Source organism: Pseudomonas sp. FIP_A4, from assembly GCF_036701605.1.
Lineage (GTDB): Bacteria > Pseudomonadota > Gammaproteobacteria > Pseudomonadales > Pseudomonadaceae > Stutzerimonas > Stutzerimonas phenolilytica.
The window spans coordinates 1-281 of the sequence record NZ_JAYDXP010000011.1 but is presented as its reverse complement, the minus strand read 5'-3'; the positions used below and the strand labels follow the sequence as shown (position 1 = coordinate 281).

The 281-nt window shown below is 50.2% G+C and carries 1 rRNA gene; it reads right to left on the bottom strand.

Annotation, left to right across the window (positions count from 1 at the left end):
- Positions 1–214: ribosomal RNA gene (locus tag U8L64_RS00055) — 16S ribosomal RNA — on the bottom strand; the annotation flags it as partial.
- Between the last annotated feature and the right edge of the window lie 67 nt (positions 215–281).

Here is a 281-nt window from a genome sequence, read left to right as displayed (position 1 = left end):
CGTGAGGTCCGAAGATCCCCCACTTTCTCCCGTAGGACGTATGCGGTATTAGCGTTCCTTTCGAAACGTTGTCCCCCACTACCAGGCAGATTCCTAGGCATTACTCACCCGTCCGCCGCTGAATCATGGAGCAAGCTCCATTCATCCGCTCGACTTGCATGTGTTAGGCCTGCCGCCAGCGTTCAATCTGAGCCATGATCAAACTCTTCAGTTCAATACTGCTTGGGTTTTGAGAAAACCCTAAACTTGGCTCAGCAATCGCAAATCTCTTTACAAGTAAA